General features: G+C 70.0%; 14 protein-coding genes, 1 pseudogene and 1 riboswitch. Of the genes and pseudogenes, 7 read left to right on the top strand and 8 right to left on the bottom strand.

Going from position 1 to position 18,219, the window contains the following annotated elements:
- The coding region (locus Q0066_RS00275) for a class I SAM-dependent methyltransferase (RefSeq protein ID WP_298128862.1) at positions 1-630 on the top strand (630 nt) is incomplete at its 5' end.
- An 89-nt stretch (positions 631-719) separates the two neighbouring features.
- Here Q0066_RS00275 and Q0066_RS00270 read toward each other — a convergent pair.
- From Q0066_RS00270 to Q0066_RS00240, 7 genes and pseudogenes are all read right to left on the bottom strand, one after another.
- Positions 720-1,766 carry a 2-oxoacid:ferredoxin oxidoreductase subunit beta gene (locus Q0066_RS00270; RefSeq protein ID WP_298128860.1) on the bottom strand — a complete coding sequence of 349 codons (1,047 nt, stop codon included), beginning with the start codon at positions 1,764-1,766 and terminating at the stop codon, positions 720-722.
- Positions 1,763-3,685, bottom strand: coding sequence for a 2-oxoacid:acceptor oxidoreductase subunit alpha (locus Q0066_RS00265; RefSeq protein WP_298128858.1), 1,923 nt, complete (start codon positions 3,683-3,685; stop codon positions 1,763-1,765). Before Q0066_RS00265 ends, Q0066_RS00270 begins: the two co-directional genes overlap by 4 nt.
- 194 nt (positions 3,686-3,879) lie before the next feature.
- A complete protein-coding gene (locus tag Q0066_RS00260) occupies positions 3,880-4,590 on the bottom strand; it encodes a CbiX/SirB N-terminal domain-containing protein (protein WP_298128856.1) in 711 nt (236 codons plus the stop codon).
- Complete coding sequence (locus Q0066_RS00255; protein ID WP_298128854.1) at positions 4,590-5,927, bottom strand: GTP-binding protein; 1,338 nt, start codon at positions 5,925-5,927, stop codon at positions 4,590-4,592. The genes Q0066_RS00260 and Q0066_RS00255 overlap by 1 nt, the downstream gene beginning before the upstream one ends.
- Positions 5,927-6,871, bottom strand: a complete 945-nt coding sequence (gene cysD, locus Q0066_RS00250) for a sulfate adenylyltransferase subunit CysD (protein WP_298128893.1) — start codon at positions 6,869-6,871, stop codon at positions 5,927-5,929. Before cysD ends, Q0066_RS00255 begins: the two co-directional genes overlap by 1 nt.
- A gap of 165 nt (positions 6,872-7,036) precedes the next feature.
- Positions 7,037-7,732 (bottom strand): annotated as a pseudogene (locus Q0066_RS00245) (phosphoadenylyl-sulfate reductase); the annotation flags it as partial.
- Positions 7,733-7,746: 14 nt separating this feature from the next.
- Positions 7,747-9,444 carry a nitrite/sulfite reductase gene (locus Q0066_RS00240; RefSeq protein WP_298128852.1) on the bottom strand — a complete coding sequence of 566 codons (1,698 nt, stop codon included), beginning with the start codon at positions 9,442-9,444 and terminating at the stop codon, positions 7,747-7,749.
- A gap of 220 nt (positions 9,445-9,664) precedes the next feature.
- Between Q0066_RS00240 and Q0066_RS00235 the strand changes: the two genes are divergently transcribed.
- The 6 genes from Q0066_RS00235 to Q0066_RS00210 all read left to right on the top strand — a co-directional run bounded on the left by Q0066_RS00235 (position 9,665) and on the right by Q0066_RS00210 (position 16,975).
- Entirely contained in the window at positions 9,665-10,468 is an 804-nt protein-coding gene (locus Q0066_RS00235) for a class I SAM-dependent methyltransferase (protein WP_298128850.1), read from the top strand.
- A gap of 78 nt (positions 10,469-10,546) precedes the next feature.
- Positions 10,547-12,052: a polyprenol phosphomannose-dependent alpha 1,6 mannosyltransferase MptB gene (gene mptB, locus Q0066_RS00230; RefSeq protein ID WP_298128848.1), complete on the top strand. Its 1,506-nt coding sequence runs from the start codon at positions 10,547-10,549 to the stop codon at positions 12,050-12,052.
- The gene (locus Q0066_RS00225) at positions 12,049-12,990 is read left to right on the top strand and encodes an enoyl-CoA hydratase/isomerase family protein (RefSeq protein ID WP_298128846.1); all 942 of its coding nucleotides are present in this window, start codon (positions 12,049-12,051) and stop codon (positions 12,988-12,990) included. The genes mptB and Q0066_RS00225 overlap by 4 nt, the downstream gene beginning before the upstream one ends.
- 132 nt (positions 12,991-13,122) lie before the next feature.
- Positions 13,123-13,181: riboswitch (Fluoride riboswitch) on the top strand.
- Positions 13,182-13,194: 13 nt separating this feature from the next.
- Positions 13,195-14,886 carry a hypothetical protein gene (locus Q0066_RS00220; RefSeq protein ID WP_298128843.1) on the top strand — a complete coding sequence of 564 codons (1,692 nt, stop codon included), beginning with the start codon at positions 13,195-13,197 and terminating at the stop codon, positions 14,884-14,886.
- Positions 14,883-16,391, top strand: a complete 1,509-nt coding sequence (locus tag Q0066_RS00215; protein WP_298128840.1) for a hypothetical protein — start codon at positions 14,883-14,885, stop codon at positions 16,389-16,391. Before Q0066_RS00220 ends, Q0066_RS00215 begins: the two co-directional genes overlap by 4 nt.
- Positions 16,391-16,975, top strand: a complete 585-nt coding sequence (locus Q0066_RS00210) for a histidine phosphatase family protein (protein ID WP_298128838.1) — start codon at positions 16,391-16,393, stop codon at positions 16,973-16,975. Before Q0066_RS00215 ends, Q0066_RS00210 begins: the two co-directional genes overlap by 1 nt.
- 45 nt (positions 16,976-17,020) lie before the next feature.
- On the opposite strand, the gene eno is transcribed toward Q0066_RS00210, so the two are convergent.
- On the bottom strand, positions 17,021-18,217 hold the full coding sequence (gene eno / locus Q0066_RS00205; protein ID WP_298128836.1) for a phosphopyruvate hydratase: 1,197 nt from the start codon (positions 18,215-18,217) through the stop codon (positions 17,021-17,023).
- Positions 18,218-18,219 lie beyond the last annotated feature (2 nt).

Here is an 18,219-nt window from a genome sequence, read left to right as displayed (position 1 = left end):
ATCGGGCTGGACACGATCAGCTTCGCCAGGCGTGGTGCACAGATCGTGGGCACGGACCTGTCCGGCGAGGCGATCGCCGCCGCGACCGCATTGGCCGAGCGGGCAGGAACTCCGAATGCCTCGTTCCTCCAGTGCGCCAACGAGGACGTGCCGGAGGCTCTCGGTCGTCAGTTCGACGTCGTGTTCACCTCGGTAGGTGTCCTGGCCTGGCTCGCCGACCTCGATTCGTGGGCGGCGAGCGTCCACCGCCTGCTTCGTCCCGGGGGCGTCTTCCTGGTCTATGACGGCCACCCGATGATGAGCGCGATGCAGTACGAGCGCGATGACGATCTGTTGGTGGCGGGCGAGCCGTACTTCGCCACCGGTGAGCCGAAACGGTTCGACGACGGCGTCACCTACGCCAGCGACACCCTGTTGGAGAACAACGTCACCTACCAGTGGCCGCACGATCTGGCTGAGATCCTCACCGCCATCCTCAACGCCGGACTGCGTATCGAGGCATTCGGCGAGCACCAGACGATCCCATGGAAGGCGCTGCCCGGTCTCGTCGCCACCGACCGCGGATGGGTTCTGCCCGACGCAAGCCCCAAGATCCCGCTGATGTTCTCCGTGGTCGCCCGGCGACCCTGACCCGGTGTCACGATTTCGAGATCGTCACACGGCGTACCTGAAGTGGGACGATCTCGCGCTGGGTCTCGACAAGCTCAGCCGACGGTGGGTCAGCTGACCGTCCAGGTGTCCGATCCGTTGATCAGGCCCTGCAGTGCGCTCAGCCGCTCGGACGTCTCGGGCATCCGCACCTGCTCGCGGGCGCCGTCGTCGAAGGACGGACGCTCCACCTGCCGGAAGATGCCGATCGGTGCCTGCTGCAGCACGCCGGTGTCGGTCAGCCGGGACAGTGCGAACGCCGAAGTCGGGTCGTCGGCGTGGGCATCGTGGACGACCACCTGGGCCGGGTCGGCGTCGGCGGTGTCGACCACGGCGACCGAGCCGTCCGGACGCCGGATCACCGACTGGGCGCCGTCCGGGCCGAAGGTGACCGGCTGACCATGCACCAAACGGATGACACCGGGCGCCTTGGGGCCTTTGAGGTCGAGGAAGGCGTCGTCGTTGAAGATCGGGCAGTTCTGGTAGATCTCCACCAGGGACGCCCCGCGGTAGCCGATCGCGGCGGTCAGCACCTCGGTCAGATGCGCCCGGTCGGAGTCGATGGTGCGGGCCACGAAACCGGCCTCGGCGCCGAGCGCCAGCGAGATCGGGTTGAACGGGTAGTCCACCGAACCGACCGGAGTCGACTTGGTCACCTTGCCCAGTTCCGAGGTCGGCGAGTACTGGCCCTTGGTCAACCCGTAGATGCGGTTGTTGAACAGCATGATGGTGATGTTCACGTTGCGCCGCAGGGCGTGGATCAGATGGTTGCCGCCGATGCTCAGCGCGTCACCGTCGCCGGTGATCACCCACACCGCCAGGTCGGGACGCGACACCGCCACACCGGTGGCGATCGCCGGCGCCCGGCCGTGGATCGAGTGCATGCCGTAGGAGTCCACGTAGTACGGGAACCGCGACGAGCAGCCGATGCCCGAGACGATCACGGTGTTCTCGCGGCGGATGCCGAGCTGCGGCATCAGGCCCTGGAAGGCGGCCAGCACGGCGTAGTCGCCGCAGCCGGGGCACCAGCGCACCTCCTGGTCAGAGGTGAAGTCCTTGCGGTTCAGCGGGGTCAGCGCCAACGGAACACCGGCGAGGCCGGGCGTGGTGGCGGTCATGAGGCGTCCTTGGAGTCGATACGGGTATGTCCGTCGATCGGGGCCTGTTCGTCAACACGAACCTGCTCGTCAACACGAACCTGTTCGTCGATGAGGGCGATCAGGTCTTCGGCCAGCTCCGACAGCGAGATCGGCAGGCCGCGCACCCGAGAGTAGCTCTCGCAATTCACCAGGTACTTGCCGCGCAGGATGAACGCCAGCTGACCCAGGTTCATCTCGGGCACGATCACCCGGTCGTAGCGGCGCAGGATGTCGCCCAGGTCGGACGGCAGCGGGTTCAGGTGCCGCAGATGCACGGTGGCGACGTTCCGGCCGCTGAGCCGGACGCGGCGGGTGGCCGCCGAGATCGGACCGTAGCTGGAGCCCCAGCCGATCACCAGCACCCGGGCGTTGCCACCCGGATCCTCCACCTCCAGTGGCGGCAGGTCGGCGGCGATGCCGTCGATCTTGGCCTGCCGCAACCTGACCATGTGCTCGTGGTTGTCCGGGTCGTAGGAGACGTTGCCGGTGCCGTGCGCCTTCTCCAGGCCGCCGACCCGGTGCTCCAGGCCGGGGGTGCCCGGAATCGCCAGCGGCCGGGCCAGCTTCTCGTCACGGCTGTAGGGCAGGAACGGTCCGTCGGCGGGCGGCTCGGTGACGAAGCCCGGGTCGATCGCCGGCAGGTCGGCCAGGTTCGGCACGGCCCACGGCTCGGCGCCGTTACCCAGGTAGCCGTCCGAGAGCAGGATCACCGGCGTCCGGTAGGTGAGCGCGATCCGGGTCGCCTCCACCGCGGCGTCGAAGCAGTCGCCGGGGGACTGGGCGGCGATCACCGGCAGCGGGGCCTCGCCGTGGCGTCCGTAGATCGCCTGGAACAGGTCGGCCTGCTCGGTCTTGGTCGGCAGGCCGGTCGCCGGTCCGGCGCGCTGCACGTCGCAGATCACCAGTGGCAACTCGAGCATCACGGCCAGCGAGATGGTTTCCATCTTGAGCGCCATACCCGGCCCGGACGTGCTGGTCACGCCCAGCGCACCCGCGTACGAGGCGCCCAGTGCGGCACCGACGGCCGCGATCTCGTCCTCGGCCTGGAAGGTGATCACGCCGTGGTCCTTGGCCCGGGACAGCAGATGCAGCACGTCGGAGGCCGGGGTGATCGGGTAGGCACCCAGGAACAGCTGCAGGCCGGCCTTGGCGGCACCGGCCATCAGCCCGTAGGCGAGCGCGGTGTTGCCGGTGATCTGCCGGTAGGTACCGGCCGGTGTCGGGGCGGCCGCCACCTGGTAGCGGACGGTGAACACCTCGGTGGTCTCGCCGTAGGCATGGCCGGCCCGGAAGGCGGCCATGTTGGCGTCGCGGATCCCGGGCTTGCTGGCGAATTTGCGGGCCAGGAAGTCGAGGGTGCCCTGCTCGGGGCGGCTGTACAGCCAGGTCAGCAGGCCCAGCGCGAACATGTTCTTGGTGCGGGCGGCGTCCTTGCGACCCAGCCCGAAGGGGGCCACGGCAGCGACTGCGAGACCGGTCAGGTCGATCGCATGCACCTCGTAGGCGTCGAGGCTGCCGTCCTCCAGCGGGTTGCTGGTGTAGCCCACCTTGGCCAGGTTCCGGTTGCTGAAGTCAGCGGTGTCGGCCAGGATCACCGCACCGCGCGGCAGGTCGTGCAGGTTGGCCTTCAGTGCCGCCGGGTTCATCACCACCAGCACGTCCGGACGGTCGCCGGGGGTGCGGATGTCGAAGTCGGCGAAGTGCACCTGGAAACTGGACACGCCCGCCACGGTGCCGGCCGGCGCCCGGATCTCGGCCGGGAAGTTGGGCAGGGTGGAGAAGTCGTTGCCCAGCTGAGCTGTGTCGGAGGTGAACCGGTCGCCGGTCAGCTGCATGCCATCCCCGGAGTCTCCGGCGAATCGGATGACGACCCGATCGACGCTGCGAACCTCGCTCATGCGGGTTGCGCCCTCCTTTTGTTGTGACAATCCAAGCCAGCTTAACGGCTTGTCCAGCAGCTCAGTCATTGGCGGCTTTCGAGTGGGACGAGTGGGAGATCCCGGCGTTCGCCGGGATGACGGTGCGGGCTGCCATGTGAGTTCCGCCGTCATCCCGGGCTTGATCCGGGATCTGGGTGGGTGACGCGGCCTGCTCAGTCATTCACGGCTTTCGGTCGAGAATCGGTCAGGGGCTCGGCCAGGGCGGCGCGCCAGCGGCCGACGATGGTCTCCACCAGCAGCGGGTGGACGCCGATCGGCTCGCTCACCACGTCGGCGCCGGCCTCGGCGAGTTGCTCGCTGAACCGGCCCGGAGCCAGCAGGTAGGACGCGATCGCGATCCGGCGGTGGCCGGCCGCGCGCAGCTCGGCCACCGCCTCGGGCACGGTCGGCGAGGACGCGGTGACGAAACCTGCCAGGGCCGGACGGTCCACGGCCCTGGAAAGCTCCCGTGCCACGGCACGCACCTCGGCGACCGCCCGCGGACGCAACGACCCCGCTCCGGCGAGCACCACCGCATCGAACTCGCCGACCGCGTCCAGGCGCTCCAGGACGGCGGGCAGCACGTCGGCACCGACCAGCGGGGTGGCGGTGGACAGCCCACCGGCGGCGGTGATCGCCGCCGGAATGTCGGAGGTGACGTGGTAGCCGCCGGTCAGGAAGGCCGGCACCACGATCGCCTCGCCCAGTTCGCGCAACGTGTCGGTCAGCGTGGGGGTGTGGATGTCCACCCAGCCGAGCCGGACGTCGGCACCGCTGGCGGCGGCGACCGCTTCGGCGAGCGCGATCGAGGTCCGGGTGCCCAGCGCCGAGCGGGTGCCGTGCACCGCCAACACCAGTGGCGGCCGATACGAAGTCCAGGTCATCAGATGGACCAGTCCAGCGTCGCGGCGTCGAACTCCTCGGCGCTCAGCCCGGCCCGGATCATGCCGGCCGCCAGCGTGCTGCCCATCTGGGCGTCGACCAGCAGGAAAGCACCGGTGCGCCGCGACGCGGAGTAGTTCTCGGCGACGATCGGGGCGGCCAGCCGGATGCTGACCCGGCCGATGTCGTTCAGGGTCAGCGCCTCGGCCTCGACCGGAGTCAGGGTGTCCAGGTCGAGCCGGCCCTTGATCTCCTTCACGATGCCCTGCACGGTGCGGGTGGTGTGCTTGAGCAGCACCTTCGACCCCGGACGCAGCGCCCGGTCTGAGAGCCAGCAGACCAGCCCGTCGACGTCCTGGGTGGGCGTCGGAGCATCGGCGGCCGAGGCGATCAGCTCACCGCGGGTGATGTCCACCTCGTCGGCCAGCCGCAACGTCACCGACATCGGCGCGAACGCCTCGTCGAGTTCTTCGCCGGCGGCGTCGATGCCGACCACGGTGGTGGTCCGGCCCAGCGGCAGCACGGTCACCTGATCGCCGACCCGGACCACGCCGGAGGCGATCTGGCCGGCGTAGCCGCGGTACTCGACGTGCTTCGGGTCGCGCGCGGCGGCCTGCGGACGGATGGTCAGCTGCACCGGGAACCGGAACGGCTCGTCCTCGACCGTGGTGCCGGACGGCAGCTCCTCCAGCAGTTCCAGCAGGCTGGGGCCGTCGTACCAGGGGGTCTGCTCGGAGCGCTCGACGATGTTGTCGCCGAGCAGCGCCGACACCGGCACGCACCGGACGTCCTCGATGCCCAGCCCGGCGGCCACCTCGGCGATCTCGGCGGCGACGGTCGCGAACCGGTCGGCGTCGAAGTCGACCAGGTCGATCTTGTTCACCGCGAACACCAGGTGCGGTACCCGCAGCAGGGCCGCGACGGCGAGGTGCCGGCGGGTCTGCTCGAGCACGCCCTTGCGGACGTCGACCAGCAGCACCAGCACGTCGGCGGTGGACGAGCCGGTCACCGTGTTGCGGGTGTACTGGACATGCCCGGGGCAGTCGGCCAGCACGAAGGTGCGCTTGGCGGTGGCGAAGTAGCGGTAGGCGACGTCGATGGTGATGCCCTGCTCGCGCTCGGCCCGCAGGCCGTCGGTGAGCAGCGCCAGGTCGACGATGCCGAGGCCCTTCTCCTTGCTGACCCGCTCGACGGCGGCCAGCTGATCGGACAGCACCGACTTCGAGTCGTGCAACAGCCGCCCCACCAGGGTGGACTTGCCGTCGTCCACGCTGCCCGCGGTGGCCATCCGCAGCAGCGTGCCGGTGGTATCGCTGCTTGTCAGAACTGCGCTGCTCATCAGAAGTAGCCTTCCTTCTTGCGGTCCTCCATGGCGGCCTCGGTGAGCCGGTCGTCGGCGCGGGTGGCGCCGCGTTCAGTGATCCGGGTGGCGGCCACCTCGGCCAGCACCGCGGCCACGTCGGTGGCGTCCGATTCGACGGCGCCGGTACACGACATGTCGCCGACGGTCCGGTAGCGGACGGTCTTGGTCAGCACCTGCTCGGACGGCTTCGGCTGGGAGAACTCGCCGACCGCCAGCCACATGCCGTCGCGGTTGAACACCTCGCGTTCGTGCGCGTAGTAGAGCGCAGGCAGTTCGATGCTCTCGGCCTCGATGTAGCGCCAGACGTCCAGCTCGGTCCAGTTGCTCAGCGGGAACACCCGGACGTGCTCGCCGGGACGGTGCCGCGGGTTGTACAGATTCCACAGCTCGGGCCGCTGGTTGCGCGGATCCCACTGGCCGAACTCGTCGCGCAGGCTCACCACCCGCTCCTTCGCGCGCGCCTTCTCCTCGTCGCGGCGTCCGCCACCGAAGACCGCGTCGAAGCGGCCCTCGGCGATGGCGTCCAGCAGCGGCTGGGTCTGCAGCGGGTTGCGGGTGCCGTCGGAGCGCTCCACGAGCCGTCCGTCGTCGATGTAGTCCTGCACCTTGGCCACGATCAGCCGGGCGCCCAGCGACTCGGCGACCGAGTCGCGGAACTCGAGCACCTCGGCGAAGTTGTGACCGGTGTCGACGTGCAGCAGCGGGAACGGCAGCGGCGCCGGCCAGAACGCCTTCGCGGCCAGGTGCAGCATCACCACCGAGTCCTTGCCGCCCGAGAACAGCAGCACCGGACGCTCCAGCTCGCTGACCGTCTCGCGGATGATGTGGATCGCCTCGGACTCCAGCTCACGCAGTTGGCTCAGCCGCCGCGCGCTCTCGTTGGTCGAGCTCGCGTCGGTCGAGCTTGTCGACTCACCGATGGTCGAGCTTGTCGAGACCCCTCGCGAGGTTTCGGCAAGCTCAACCAGCGGTTCTACCGAGCTGTCGACAAGCTCACCCGCCGGCGCGGACGGGGTCAGGTTCAGGCTCTGCAATGCGGTCACGAAGGGGGCCTCCACGATCTCGGCGGTCTCGGACGGCTGCACATGCAGTCCGCATTCGGTCTTGTTCAGGCCCGCCCAACGGCCGGCGCGGGGATCCTCGCCAGGAGCCACCGGACGGGTGCACGGTGCGCACCCGATCGACGGGTAGCCCTGGGTCAGCAGCGGGTTCGTCGGCACCTGGTGGGTGCTGGCGTAGTCGAGCAACTCGTCGAAGCTCCAGGCGGCGATCGGGTTGATCTTCACCATCTGGTGACCTTCATCCCATTCGACGAACGCGGTGTTCGCGCGCAACACGTTGTCCTCACGGCGGACCCCGGTCACCCAGGCCTCATAGCCGGCGAGCGCAGCGTTGATCGGCTCCACCTTGCGCATCTGGCAGCACAGGGCGGCGTCCCGGTCGTGCAGCCGCGCCCCGTACTCGGCGTCCTGCTCGACGACGGTCAGCTTCGGCAGCACGTCGACGATGTGCACCGGCGCCGCCGCGGCCAGCGCGTCCCGGGTGGCGACGGTCTCGGCGAAGTGGTAGCCGGTCTCGAGGAAGAGCACGTCCACGCCGGGCAGGTGCTGCGCCACCAGGTGCGGCACCACCGTGTCACCGGCCATCGAGCAGGCCACCGCGACCCGTCCGGCGAAGTTCTCGGCCGTCCAGGCGGCGACATCGTCGGCCGTCCAGTCCGCGCAGCGGGCCTGCGCGTCGGCCACCAGTGCCTGCAACTCGGCGGTGCTGCGACGGGTGATCGCTACTTCGGCGGTCACCGCAGCGCCTCTTCGTCGCTGCGCTTCACCCAGGCCGAGAAGCTCTCGCCGCTCTCGGCGTCGTCGGCGAACCGGCGGACGACCCGTTCCACGTACTCGGGCAGGTCCTCGGCGCTCACCTTGAGGCCACGGACGGTGCGGCCCAGCCCGGCGTCCTCACGCTCGGCGGAGGCCAGTCCGCCGCCGAGATGCACCTGGAAGCCGAACTCGGGCTGACCGTCCGCGCCGGTCAGGATCTGGCCCTTCAGTCCGATGTCGGCGGTTTGGATGCGGGCGCAGGAGTTCGGGCAGCCGTTCAGGTTGAGGGTGATCGGCAGTTCGAGCTTGACGTCGCTCAGCCGGTTCTCGAGTTCGGCGATGGTGGCGGTCGCGGTGTCCTTGGTGTCGACGAAGGCCAGCTTGCAGAACTGGATGCCGGTGCAGGCCATGGTGTTGCGGCGGAACGGGCTGGGATCGGCGTGCAGGCCGAGGCCCTTCAGTTCGTCGACCAGGCCGGTGACCTCGTCGGCGGGCACGTCGAGCACCAGCAGCTTCTGGTGCGGGGTGAACCGGAGGCGCTGCGAACCGATCCGCTCCGCGGCGTCGGCGAGCTGGTTCAGGATGGTGCCCGAGACCCGTCCGACGGTGGGGGCGACACCGACGTAGAACCGGCCGTCCTTCTGCGCGTGGACGCCGACGTGGTCGCCGGCGTACGGCGCGGGAGCAGGGGCGGGGCCGTCGGCCAGCGGGTAGCCGAGGTACTCGTCCTGCAGCACCTGGCGGAACTTCTCCGGACCCCATTCGGCCAGCAGGAACTTCAGCCGCGCCTTATTGCGCAGCCGGCGGTAACCGTAGTCGCGGAAGATCCGGACGACGCCGTGCCACACCTCGGGCGCCTGCTCGGCGGTCACGAAGGTGCCCAGCCGCTCGGCCAGCCGGGGCGCGACGCTCAGCCCGCCGCCGACCCACAGGTCGTAGCCGGGGCCGAGTTCGGGGTGCACCACGCCGACCAGCGAGATGTCGTTGATCTCGTGCACCACGTCGAGGCTGGGGTGACCGGTGATCGCGGTCTTGAACTTGCGCGGCAGGTTGGAGATGTCGGGGTCGCCGATGAACCGTTCGACGATCTGATCGATCACCGGGGTGGGGTCGATGATCTCGTCGGCGGCGATGCCCGCGACGGGGGAGCCCAGCACCACCCGCGGGCAGTCGCCGCAGGCTTCGGTGGTGATCAGGCCGACGGACTCCAGCCGACGCCAGATCTCGGGCATGTCCTCGACCCGGATCCAGTGCAGCTGAACGTTCTGCCGGTCGGAGATGTCGGCGGTGTCGCGGCCGAACTCTTTGCTGATGCCGGCGATCACCCGCAGCTGGTCGGTGCTCACCGCACCGCCGTCGATCCGGACCCGCAGCATGAAGTACTTGTCCGAGAGCTCGTCCGGGCCCAGCGAGGCCGTCCGGCTGCCGGAGATGTCCTGGCGACGCTGGGTGTACAGGCCCATCCAACGGAACCGACCGTGCAGATCGTCGACGGGGATGGAGTCGAACCCCTCCTTGGCGTAGATCTGCTCGATCCGCGCCCGTACGTTGAGCGGGTTGTCCTCGGCCTTGAACTCCTCGTTGTGGTTCAGCGGCGCGGTGCCGTCGACCAGCCACTGCCCGTTGCTGCGGCCCTCGCGAGGCGGACGGACCCGGGCGGGCGCGGTTGCGGTCATGAGAACTCCTGATAGTGGGAAGAGATCCCGGCCTACGGCGGCCAGATCGGAGGAAGGGGCGTCAGAAATCAGGCGCAACACATGGCGCAGCGCATCTCACACGCGGGAACAACGTGACGCCGGATCACGAGCGGGAGAGTGCGAAGCATGCGGTGAAGCTACACACACCGACGCCGTCGGCCTGCATCGGGAGTCCAGGATCCGCTCAATGGTAGTACTTATGAACATCCGGACGCTCGGTGCCGGCTTCTCTGAGGGCTACGGTGTGTCTGTGGGTGCACATCGGGCCCGGCCGGCCGGGTCGTACGGATGGGATGCGGCATGGGTGCCGATCTTCTGGCTGGTGTGCGGCGCCGCCTGTCTGATCGGCGCCGTATTCTCGGCTTCGGCCGACCCGCCGTGGAACATCATCGCGGTTCTCTATCTCACACTGCTGGGCCTGCTCTTCATCGCGGGCGGGCTGGTCTATCTGCGCGCCACGCTGCGTGGCAAATTCGAGGTCTGGGCCGAGACGCTCGACGCCCTCGGGCTACGCGGCGATGAGGACGCGCTCGATCTCGGCTGCGGGCGCGGGGCGGTCGCGATCATGCTCGCAGAGCGAATGCCTGGCGGCCACGTCACCGGCATCGATCTGTGGCACAGCCGCGACCAGTCGGGCAACTCCATCGCGAACGCACAGGCGAACCTGGCCGCGAACGGCGTCGCCGACCGGGTCGAACTCGTCACGGGCGACATGACGGCACTGCCGTTCGCCGACGCGTCCTTCGATGTGGTCACCGCGAGCATGGCGATCCACAACATCCACGCAGCTGGCGGTCGCGAGGCGGCTTTGCGCGAGGCGTTGCGCGTGCTGCGCATCGGCGGGCGGCTGGTGATCGTCGACATCAGCGCCACGAAACAGTATGTGCGGATCCTCGGCGAGCTGACGGGCGAGTCCGTGAGCCGCGTCCCGCTCGGCTGGCGGATGTGGTGGACGGGCCCGTGGATGTCGACGGCACTCGTCAGCACAACCCGTACCCGCTGATAGAGGAGGCTTCGCCGGGCCGACAGGCGCGGCCACTAGGCTGACCCGGAAGACAGCGTGGGACGAGGGGTTGCTCGGGTGGGTGAGGTGGATCAGGTCGCGGGGGTACCGCGATTGCGCCGGCCCACCCGTGAGGCCCTTGCCGGCTACTGGTCCGATCTGACCACCGCCTGGCGGGTGCCCGCGGTGAAACGCGGCCTGCTGGCCACCTTCCTGCTGGTCGTCGGGTCGTTGACACCGGCCTACCTGCCGCAGAACAGCCCCTGGTGGGAACCGATCCGCGCGCTCGGGCTGGACAACGGGACGACCAAGGTGATCGGCACCGCGCTGGTGGTCGCCGCCGTGGTGCTGCTGGTGGACGCCTGGTTCCGCCTCCGGCCCGGTCTGTACCTCGATTTCAAGCATTGGGCGGTGGGCCTGATCTGGGCGCTGCCGCTGCTGCTTGCACCGCCGATCTTCAGCCACGACGCCTATTCCTATGCCGCGCAGGGCTGGCTGTTGCACAACGGCCTCAACCCGTACGAGACGCCGGTCAGCGTGCTGCCCGGCGCCTTCGCCGACCAGGTGGCCTGGGTCTGGCGCTACACGCCGGCGCCGTATGGTCCGCTCAGCCTGCAGATCTCGCACCTGATGGTGCTGGCCGGCGGCCTCGACCCGTATGTCTCGACGCTGCTGATGCGCATTCCGGCGCTGATCGGCGTCGTGCTGATCGTCTACTTCCTGCCCCGGCTGGCGGCCCGCCTCGGCACCGACGTCCAGCTCGCCGCCTGGTTCTCGACGATCAACCCGCTGCTGCTGATCGACCTGGTCGGCGGCATGCACAACGATGCGCTGATGATCGGGCTGATCATCCTGGCGCTCTATCTCACCCATCGCCGTCCGCAGCAGTTCTGGCTCGGCGCGATCATCGTGGGGGTGGCGGCTGCGGTGAAGCAGCCGGCGCTGCTCGCCGCCTACCCGGTGGCGCTGATCGGGCTGCCCTGGCAGTGGAACACCCAGCATGTGCTGAACAAGCTCGCCCGCGCCGCGATCTCCTCGGTGATCGCGATCGGCGTCTTCGTGCTGATCTCGCTGGCCACCGGGCTGGACTTCGGCTGGATGAACGCCATCGACGTCCCCGGCCGGGTGGTCACCCTTGCCCCGCTGTCACTGCTGGGTGAAGGGATCAGGTTGCTCTGCGTTTTGGCCGGGTATCCGACGCTGGGTACCCAGATCGCCGGCAGTCTGCTGGTCGCCGGGGTGGTGGCGTCCGCGCTGATCGTGGCCTATCTGGCCGTCACCGTCGCGCGGCGGCGTCCGGTCACCTTCCTGTCCTGGTCCTACCTGTGGGTCGCCCTGCTCGGGCCGGCGATGCACTCCTGGTACCTGCTCTGGGGCGGGCTGCTGCTGCCGCTGACCAGGCCGACCGAACGGGTGCAGAAGGTCGCGGTGGTGGTGACCAGCGTGCTGCTCGGCTACGGTGCCGGCAACCTGGCCTGGCGCAACGACACCGGCATCGGGCTGGGCCTGGCCGGACTGGCGCTGATCATCACCCTGCTGGTCCGCTACTTCGACGAACACCGGACGATGGGAGCCCACAAGTGAGCGACGAGGTCCTCTTCGAGGTGGCCGGCGGCGTCGGCAGAGTCACGCTGAACCGTCCCCGGCAGATCAACGCGCTGACTCAGGCGATGCTCGCCGAGATCGGCGACCGGCTCGCGGACTGGGTCGACGACGACGCGGTCGAGTGGGTGCACCTGACCGGCGCGGGGGAGCGTGGGTTGTGTTCCGGGGCCGACGTCCGGACATTGCGGGCCGAGTTGGCTGAGCGGGGCGAGGCCGCGGCGGAGGTCTTCTTCACCATCGAATACGCCGTGGACGCCCTGATCGCGAACTACCCCAAGTCGGTCCGGGCCGACATGTTCGGCATCACCATGGGCGGCGGCATGGGGCTGTCCGCACACTGCTCGGAGCGGATGGTGCGCGCCGACAGCCGATTGGCGATGCCCGAGACCATCATCGGCCTGTTCCCCGACGTCGGGGTGCTCTACGAACTCTCCCGCGCGCCCGGCGAGCTGGGCACCCACCTGGCGCTCACCGGCGGCAGCGTGGGGGCCGCGGACGCCGTCCTGCTCGGCCTGGCAGACCACGCGGCGGGCGACGTGCCGCCGGCGGTCCTGCCCGGTCAGCGGGACTGGATCGACGCCTGCTACGCCGGCGACGACCCGCTGGCCATCGTGCGCCGGCTCGAGGAGCATCCGGACGCCGAGGCTCGCGAGACCGCGGCGGTGTTGCGGCAACGCTGCCCGTTCGCGGTCGCGGTCACCCTGGCGGCCATCCGTCGTGCCGCGACCCTGCCGAGCGTCGCCGCGGTGCTCGCCCAGGACCATGCCCTCGCGGTGCCGATGGTGCTGCGCCCCGACTTCTCCGAGGGTGTCCGCGCCCAGGTGGTCGACAAGGACCGCAACCCGGCCTGGAATCCGGCGCGGCTCGAGGACGTCGACCCCGCCGAAGTCGAGGCAGTCTTCGCTCAACTGGTGTAGCACCCCGTGCTGGTTGAGCTTGTCGAAACCTCGTAAGCCGTCCGCCACCCGAGTGGTCTCGACAAGCTCGACCGACGGTGACCCCGTTATCCCGGATTTGATCCGGGATCTCGTCGGCCAACCGAAGTAGGGTGGATACACGGCGATGGGGCTCGCCGACAACCGCGAATGCTGACGGTCCCTGCGGAGATGACGGGACCTGTCATGAGCACACCGCTGACCACTCCGACCGTCGCACCGGGCCTGCGTGCGGGCACTGAGCCCGCCGTGCCGAGCCTGCTCTACCTGCCCTCCACACCGGACGCCGCGACGCGGCCCGCCACCCTGGCCGACCTGCACCTCGACACGGTGATCGACGCCATGGCGCCCGGCGCCTTCCAACGCACCGTCTGGACGACGCCGCCGCACGACCCCGCCGAGGTGGCGCAACGCCAGGAGGTGGTGCGCGATCTGCAGCGGCCGGCCACCCGGGCCGCCGCCGAGAGCTTCGCCGCCGCGGTCTCCGAGGCGGTCGTCGCCCTCGATGCCCGGGCGCATGACTACTACCGGCTGCCCGCCCAGGTGCGGCTGCTGTCCGCGCTGCACCGGTTCGCCGAAGAAGTCCGCGCATTCACCGCCGAACTCGCTCGGGAGGCGCCGGACTCCCACAGGCTGCGTGCCGTCGCCGAGGCCCTTACCGCCCAGGTCGCCGGCACCCGGTTCGCCGAACTCGCCGACGGCAGCGCCGCACTGCTCGCCGAACTCTGCCAACCCTCGGACGAACTGGGCATCGTCGCCGAAACCGTCTGGGCCGACACCGACCAGGGTGATCCGCCCTGGACGCCCCAGGTCGCCGCCCTGCTCGGGCGCCTCGCCGACCCCGATCTGGAACGGAGGGACGGTTCTTTTCGTTCCACATCAGCGGAGCCACCGGAACGGAGGGACGGTTCTTTTCGTTCCACCGCGCGCGTGCCGGCCCGCGCCGTCCGAGGGAGCGCGCTGACGTCTTCGCCGGTGGTCCGTCCGCGCCGCGAACTCAATCACATCGAGGCTCAGGCGCTCGGCCTGCTCGCCCAACTCAGACCCGCCGGCTTCGAGCGGCTCCGCGCCTTCCTGGCCTCGCCGGTGGCGACCGTCGATGCGCCGCTGCGCAGGCTCGCTGAAGAACTGCGGTTCTTCCTCGGCTGCCTGACCATGGTGGACGACCTGACCGGACGCGGCGTCGCCTGGTGCCTGCCCCGGGTCACCGAGGTGCCGGGAGCGGTCGACGTCCATGGCGTGATCGACCTCGCCCTGGCCCTGGCCGAACCGACTCTGACTCCGGCGCCCAACGATGTGCGGTTGTCCGCCGATCAGCGGGTGGTGTTCGTCACCGGCCCGAACCAGGGCGGCAAGACGACTCTGGTGCGGGCGATCGGCCAACTCGCTCACCTGGCCGCGCTCGGGCTGCCGGTGCCGGCGACGTCCGCGACCCTGCCGCTGCATCATCCGCTGCTCACCCATTTCCCGCAGCCGGACGATCCGGCCCACGGCCACGGCGGGCTCGCCGAGGAGCTGGCCCGGTTGCGTGCGGTGCTGGACGCCGCGTCCGCGCCGGCACTGGTGATCTTCAACGAGCTGCTCGCCACCACGTCCGCCGACGACGCACTGCAGGTGTCGCAGCTGGTGCTGCGGCGGTTCGCCGAGCTGGGCTGCCGGGTGGTCTGGGTCACCTTCCTGGACGACCTGGTGACCAGCGTGCCCGAGGCGGTCAGCCTGGTCGGTCAGGTCGATCCCGACGACCCGACGGTGCCCACCTTCCGGTTCCGTGCCCAGCCGCCGGCGGGCCACTCCCACGCGGTGGTGCTCGCCCGCCGGTTCGGACTCTCGGCCGACGACCTGGCCGCCCGGCTGGCAACGGAAGGAGATCCACGATGAAGGTGCGCCTGCTGTTCCCCGACCGGGACGCCGACCTGACCGCCGCGCTCCCGGACGGCACCGACGACCTGATCGCCGACCTCGACCTGGGCCCCGTGCTGGAGATGATGCGGCCCGATCGCGACCTGGCCGAGCTGTGTCCCGTCGTGCTGTTCCACCCGCTCACCGACGCCGACGAGATCGTCCGGCGCCAGCAGATCCTCGCCGATGCGCTCGCCGAACCCGACCTGGTGCAAACCCTGTTCGACCTTGCCGGACGGGCATTGCAGAGCCAGCGTGGGTTGTGGATGTACGGCGGGCGGACCGCCGATTCGCTGCTGGTCAAGGCCCGGCACGGCATCGAGGCCTTCCTGCCGCCGTTGCGTGAGCTGGCCGGGTTCGCCGCCGCCCGGCTGGTCGGGGTCCGCTCCGCGGGGCTGTCCGAGCTGGGCCATCGGCTGGTCGACACCCTGGACGCCGGCTATCTGGACGACCTGACGGTGCTGGTCCGGCAGCTGCAGTTCCCCGACGGGGTGCGCACCCGGGTCCGGGTGCAGCCGACCGGCCTGCTGGGCCGGCCGGAGCTGCTGCCGCCGCGGGCGGTGTCGTGGTGGACGCACCGGTTCGGACGGCCCGGCCGGGTGCGTTTCGAGCTGCCGGATCGCGACGAGGCGGGTGCCCAGGCCCTCGACGCGCTGCGCAACGACGCCCTCTACGAGCTGGCGCTGACCGTTGACCGGGCGCACGAGCGGCTGCTGGCGTTCTTCACCCAACTGCGCGGCGAGGCCGGCTTCTACGTCGGCTGCCTGCAGCTGTACCGGCGGTTGGCGGACGCCGGCGTGGGTGTGTGCTGGCCCGAGGTCGCCGCATCGGGCGAGCCATGGGACGTCGAGGGTCTGTCCAGCCTGAACATCGCCGTCCGCGAGGGGGCCCGTCCGGTACCGAACGATCTCGTACCGCAGCCCTCCGGCTCGCAGTTGGTGGTGCTGACCGGCGCCAACCAGGGCGGCAAGACCACCTTCCTGCGCAGCCTCGGATCCGCCCAGCTGCTGGCCCAGGCCGGCATGTTCGTGCCCGCCGTCCGCTACCGGTCCGGCCCCGCACCGGGTCTGCACAGCCACTTCCGCAGCGCCGAGCAGGACGCGCCGGGCGCCGGCAAGCTGGCCGAAGAGCTGGACCGGATGAGCCGGATCGTGGATCGCTGCCGCGCGGGTGACCTGGTGCTGATGAACGAGTCGTTCTCGTCGACCGACGAGCTGCAGGGCACCTTCATCGCCGCGGACATCATCGACGCGCTGTTGGCGCACGGCGTCCGGGTGGTGCTGGTCACCCACTTCCACCGGCTCGCCGTCCACTATCTCGATCGACCGGGCGTGACCTTCCTGCGCGCCGAGCGACTCGACGACGGCACCCGCAGCCACCGCCTGCTCCCTGGCGCCCCGCAACCGACCAGTCATGCCCTGGACATCTTCCAGCAGGCGATGAGCTCATCGACGTCCAACGAAACCAGCGAAAGGAGACTCTGATGACCGAGATCTATCTGTGCCGCCACGGCCGGACGGTGCTGAACGCCGCCGGAGTACTGCGTGGACGGCTGGACCCCGACCTGGACGAGGTCGGACGGGCCCAGGCGGACGGCCTCGCCGAACGGCTCACCGGCCGCGGAACGGAGCCGCCGATCCGGGTGGTGTCCAGCCCGCTGCGCCGCGCCGTCCAGACCGCGACGCCGCTGGCCGCCGCGCTGGGTATCGAGGTGGAGACCGATCGGCGACTGATCGACCGGGCCTACGGCCGCTACGACGGGACGCCGCCCGAACCACTGATCGCCGAGTTCGGTTCGCTGGACGCGGTGCCCGGAGTGGAGCCGTCCGACCAGGTGCGCGCCCGGGCCCTGGACGCCGTTGCGGCGTGGACGGCCCGGGCGCTCACCGGTCCGGTCGCGCTGGTCACTCACGACGCGGTGTTGCGCCTGTTGCTGGACGCGCTGGTGCCCGAGGCGGAGGTCGGACAGTTCGAAACGGGCGGCGCGGTCCTGCTCAGGCAGCAGGCGAACCGGTGGCTGCTGGTCGGCGGCCATGACGATCCGGCAACCAGGGATCGTGCGTCATGACCCAACAGCCACCGGAGTCACTTGCCCCGGTGCGGGGGTGGGAGCTCAGCGCCCGTAGCTGAGGCCTTCGTTGCCGGCTTCGATCTGGATCAGCCGGTTGTACTTGGCGATCCGCTCGCCGCGGGCCGGTGCGCCGGTCTTCAGCTGCCCGCAGCCGGTGGCGACGGCCAGGTCGGCGATGAAGGTGTCCGGCGTCTCGCCCGAGCGGTGCGACACCATCTGCCCGTAGCCGGCCTCGTGACAGATCCGCATCGCTTCCAGGGTTTCGGTCACGGTGCCGATCTGGTTGACCTTGATCAGCGCCGCGTTGCCGATGCCGTCGGCGATCGCGGCCGTGATGATGGCCGGGTTGGTGCAGAAGTTGTCGTCGCCGACCAGTTGCACCCGGCCGCCGAGTTCGGCGGTGAGCTGCTTCCAGCCCTCGGGATCCTGCTCGCCCAGGCCGTCCTCGATGCTCCAGATCGGGAACCGGTCGAGCATCTCGCCGTAGCGGGCGATCATCTCGGCGCTGGACAGCTGCTTGCCGTTCACCCGGTAGCCGCCGTCGGTGAAGAACTCCGACGCCGCCGGATCGAGCGCGATGCCCACACCCTCGGCCCCGGTCGGGTAGCCGGCAGCCGTGATCGCCTCCACGATCAGTGTGAGCACCTCTTCGGGCTCGGCCAGGTTCGGGGCGAACCCACCCTCGTCGCCCAGCCCGGTGGAGTGACCGCCGGCCGCCAGCAGCTTGCGTAGTGCCTGATAGACCTCGGCGCCGGCGCGCACCGCCTCACGCAGCGAGGACGCACCCAGCGGGCAGACCATGAACTCCTGGAAGTCGAGCGGGTTGGGCGCGTGGGCGCCGCCGTTCAGCACGTTGAAACAGGGCACCGGAAGCCGCGGTGGCTGGCCGAAGCCGGGCAGCCAGTCGTGCAGCGGCTTGCCGGACGAGGCGGCCAGGGCGCGGGCCAGCGCCATCGAGGTGCCGATCAGGGCGTTGGCGCCGAGTCGGGCCTTGTTCGGGGTGCCGTCCAGGTCGCACATTGCGCCGTCCACTTCGGCCAGGTCCGACCAGGAACGCCCGGACAGCGCAGTGTTGAGTTCGCCGTTCACGTTGCCCGCCGCCTTGGTCACGCCGGCGCCGCCGAACCGGGCGGGGTCGCCGTCCCGCAGTTCGACCGCCTCGCGGGAACCCGTGGAGGCGCCGGAAGGGACGCCGGCCTCGGCCGTCGTGCCGTCCGCCAATCGCACCGACACCGTCAATG

This window comes from Micropruina sp. (assembly GCF_027492755.1).
Taxonomy (GTDB): Bacteria; Actinomycetota; Actinomycetes; order Propionibacteriales; family Propionibacteriaceae; genus Micropruina.
Note: the sequence above shows the minus strand (reverse complement) of the source record. Positions and strands in the feature narration are given on the sequence as shown.

Coding starts and splice junctions, on each gene's coding strand:
- Q0066_RS00235 (WP_298128850.1), top strand. CDS start 9,665: ATGAACATCCGGACGCTCGGTGCCGGCTTCTCTGAGGGCTACGGTGTG.
- Q0066_RS00240 (WP_298128852.1), bottom strand. CDS start 9,444: ATGACCGCAACCGCGCCCGCCCGGGTCCGTCCGCCTCGCGAGGGCCGC.
- Q0066_RS00215 (WP_298128840.1), top strand. CDS start 14,883: ATGAAGGTGCGCCTGCTGTTCCCCGACCGGGACGCCGACCTGACCGCC.
- Q0066_RS00255 (WP_298128854.1), bottom strand. CDS start 5,927: ATGAGCAGCGCAGTTCTGACAAGCAGCGATACCACCGGCACGCTGCTG.
- Q0066_RS00270 (WP_298128860.1), bottom strand. CDS start 1,766: ATGACCGCCACCACGCCCGGCCTCGCCGGTGTTCCGTTGGCGCTGACC.
- Q0066_RS00210 (WP_298128838.1), top strand. CDS start 16,391: ATGACCGAGATCTATCTGTGCCGCCACGGCCGGACGGTGCTGAACGCC.
- Q0066_RS00260 (WP_298128856.1), bottom strand. CDS start 4,590: ATGACCTGGACTTCGTATCGGCCGCCACTGGTGTTGGCGGTGCACGGC.
- Q0066_RS00220 (WP_298128843.1), top strand. CDS start 13,195: ATGAGCACACCGCTGACCACTCCGACCGTCGCACCGGGCCTGCGTGCG.
- Q0066_RS00265 (WP_298128858.1), bottom strand. CDS start 3,685: ATGAGCGAGGTTCGCAGCGTCGATCGGGTCGTCATCCGATTCGCCGGA.